The following is a 3,312-nucleotide window of genomic DNA, read 5'->3' as shown; positions in this document are numbered from 1 at the left end:
CAGGTCCGCCACGACCTCGGCCTCGGCCAGGCGCCGATGAGCGGCGTCGACATCGTGCGCGGCGCGCGCCGGCTCGGCCTCAAGGGGCGCCTCCTCCAGAACCAGAAGCCAGCCCGCCTCGACGGCATCCCGCTCCCGGCGATCCTGGAGGTCGATGACGGCCGCTTCGTCGTCCTCGGCCGCCGCTTCGAGGACGGCAAGCTCCGGATCATCGATCCGGTCGCCCGCACCGCCGAGCACGTCGAGGCCGAGGCGTTTCTGCCGCGCTGGACCGGCACCATCGTGCTCGTCGCGCGCCGGGCCAACATCCAGACGGCGTTGCACAATTTCGGCCTGACCTGGTTCGTGCCCTCGGTCTGGCGCTACCGCAAGCCGCTCGTCACGGTGCTGGTCGCCTCGCTGTTCATCCAGCTCTGCGCCCTCATCACCCCGATCTTCTTCCAGATCACCATCGACAAGGTGCTGGTCCACCGCGGCACCTCGACCCTGACGCTGGTCGCGGTCGGCCTCGTGGTGCTCGGCCTGTTCCACGTCGTGCTGCAATACCTGCGCGGCTACATCCTCACCCACACCGCGAGCCGCATCGACGTCGAGCTCGGCGCGCGCCTGTTCGACCACCTGATGCGCCTGCCCCTCGGCTACTTCGAGACGCGGCCCGCCGGCCAGACCGTCGCGCGGGTGCGCGAACTCGAGACGGTGCGCAACTTCCTCACCGGACAGGCGCTCACCTCGGCGATCGACGTTCCGTTCACGCTGCTCTTCCTGGCGATCCTCTACTTCTACTCGCCGCTGCTCGCGCTGATCGTCACCCTGTCGATCCCGTGCTACATCCTGGTGGCGGTTTTGCTGCGGCCGATCCTGCGCGACAAGACGCTCGAGCGGTTCAACCGCTCGGCCCTGTCGAGCCAGTTCCTGATCGAGTCGGTGGTCGGCATCCACACCGTCAAGGCGCTCGCCGTCGAGCCGACCCTGAAGAGCCAGTGGGAGGAGCGGCTCGCCGCCTACGTCAAGACCTCCTTCGTCGCCGGCCTCGTCGCCAGCATCGGCCAGAACGCGATCCAGTACATCTCGAAGGTGACGACCGCGCTCGTGCTGTTCTTCGGCGCCTACGCGGTGATGAACGGCGAATTGACCGTCGGCAGCCTGATCGCCTTCAACATGATCATGGGCCAGGTCACCGCGCCGATCCTGCGCCTCAGCCAGCTCTGGCAGGACTTCCAGCAGGTCAAGGTGTCGCTGGAGCGCCTCGGCGACGTGCTGAACTGCCCGCCGGAGACCCGGGCGCTCGCCCAGGCCCACCTGCCGCCGGCCAAGGGCCAGGTGACGGTGCGCGGCGTGTCGTTCCGTTACCAGCCCGGCACGCCGGAGGTGCTGCGGGACGTCAGCCTCGACATCCCGGCCGGCCAGGTCATCGGCATCGTCGGCCCCTCGGGCTCGGGCAAGTCGACCTTCACCAAGCTGCTGCAGCGCCTCTACGTGCCCGAGAAGGGCCAGGTGCTGGTCGACGGCGTCGACATCGCGCAGGTCGATCCGGCCTGGCTGCGGCGCCAGATCGGCGTCGTGCTGCAGGAGAACCTTCTCTTCAACAAGACGGTGTTCGAGAACATCGCGCTCGCCAATCCGGGCCTGTCGCGGGCGCAGGTGATGCAGGTGGCGCGGCTGGCCGGCGCCGACGAGTTCATCAACCGGCTGCCGCTGGGCTACGACACCCCGATCGAGGAGCGCGGCGCCAACCTCTCGGGCGGGCAGCGCCAGCGGCTCGCCATCGCGCGGGCGCTCGCCACCAACCCGCGCATCCTGATCCTGGACGAGGCGACCTCGGCGCTCGACTACGAGAGCGAGCGGATCATCCAGGAGAACATGAAGCACATCGTGCGCGGGCGCACCGTCATCATCATCGCCCATCGCCTCGCGGCGGTGCGGATCTGCGACCGCATCATCGCCGTGCAGGACGGGCGGATCGTCGAGGACGGCACCCACCGCGACCTGATCGAGCGGCCGGCCTCGCTCTACGGCCGGCTCTGGCATCTCCAGTCCGATCACGGCTCAAGCAAGGGAGAAGCCGCATGAGCGCCACCCCGATTCCCGCCCTGCCGACCTCGCGACGTGCCCGCCCGCCGGCCCGCCTCAGCCCGCGCAGGCTCTCCGAGCGGGTGCGGCGCATGGCCGACGACCGCTCCGACCAGGAATTCCTGCCGGCACATCTGGAGATCCTCGACACCCCGCCCTCGCCCTACGCGGTGGTGTTCACCTGGGTGATGTGCCTGATGTTCGGGGCGGCCCTCGTCTGGAGCATCTTCGCGCAGATCGACATCCACGCGGTGGCGACCGCGCGCATCCAGCCCTCCGGGCGCTCGAAGGTCGTGCAGCCCTTCGACACCGGCAAGGTCCAGACGATCGCGGTCGAGAACGGCAGCCGGGTCCGGGCCGGCGACGTGCTGCTGACCCTGGAGCCGACGGAAACCGACGCCGACCTGTCCTCGCGCCAGGGCGACCTCGCGGCGCTGGAGGCCCAGATCGCGCGCCGCCGCGCCACGATCGAAGCGGTGGAGAAGAACCGGCCGACCATCAAGGCGAGCTTCCCGGCCGACGTGCCACCGGCCGTGCGGGCCCGCGAGGAGGGCGCGATGCTGGCCGAGTTCGGCCAGTACGTCACCACCCGCGACGCATTCGAGGCGCAGTTGAACGAGAAGGTCGCGACCCAGGAGCGCTTCTCCGCCAGCGTCGCCGCCCGGATGCGGCTGCAGGCGGTGCTCAAGGAGCGCGCCGACATGCGCGAGACCCTGGTGGAGCGGGCCGCCGGCACCCGCGCGGCGGTGATCGACGCGGTGCAGCAGGTCGAGCAGGTCGCGGCCGACCTCGCCTACGATCGCGGGCAGCTGACCGAGGCCAAGGCCGCCGCGACCTCGCTGCAGCGGCGCATCACGCAGCTCACCAGCGAGACCGTGGCGCGCCAGTACCAGGCGCTGACGGAAGCCGCGCAGAAGCGCGACGCCCTGGTGCAGGACGTGGTCAAGGCGACCCTCAAGCGCGAGCGCACGGCGCTGAAGGCGCCGATCTCCGGCACGGTGCAGCAGCTCGCCGTCACGACGCTCGGCCAGGTCGTCACCGCCGGCCAGCCGCTGATGGTGGTGGTGCCGACCGACGGGCCGATTGAGGTCGAGGCCCAGGTCCAGAACAAGGATATCGGCTTCATCCTGCCCGACCAGGAAGCGGTGGTGAAGATCGACGCCTTCCCGTTCACGCGCTACGGCTCGATCGACGGCAAGGTGGTGCGGGTGTCGCGCGACGCGGTCGACGACCGCGAGGCGG

The 3,312-nt window shown here is 70.0% G+C and carries 2 protein-coding genes; both read left to right on the top strand.

From position 1 onward, the window contains the following. Positions 1–2,070: type I secretion system permease/ATPase (locus ABZT49_RS31440; protein WP_355292172.1), on the top strand; the 2,070-nt coding region annotated here is incomplete at its 5' end. Next, the coding region (locus ABZT49_RS31435; protein ID WP_355292170.1) for an HlyD family type I secretion periplasmic adaptor subunit at positions 2,067–3,312 on the top strand (1,246 nt) is incomplete at its 3' end. The genes ABZT49_RS31440 and ABZT49_RS31435, both read left to right, overlap by 4 nt.

It is taken from the genome of Methylobacterium sp. EM32 (genome assembly GCF_040593685.1).
In the GTDB taxonomy this organism is placed as follows: domain Bacteria; phylum Pseudomonadota; class Alphaproteobacteria; order Rhizobiales; family Beijerinckiaceae; genus Methylobacterium.
This window is presented reverse-complemented; position numbering and strand designations above follow the sequence as displayed.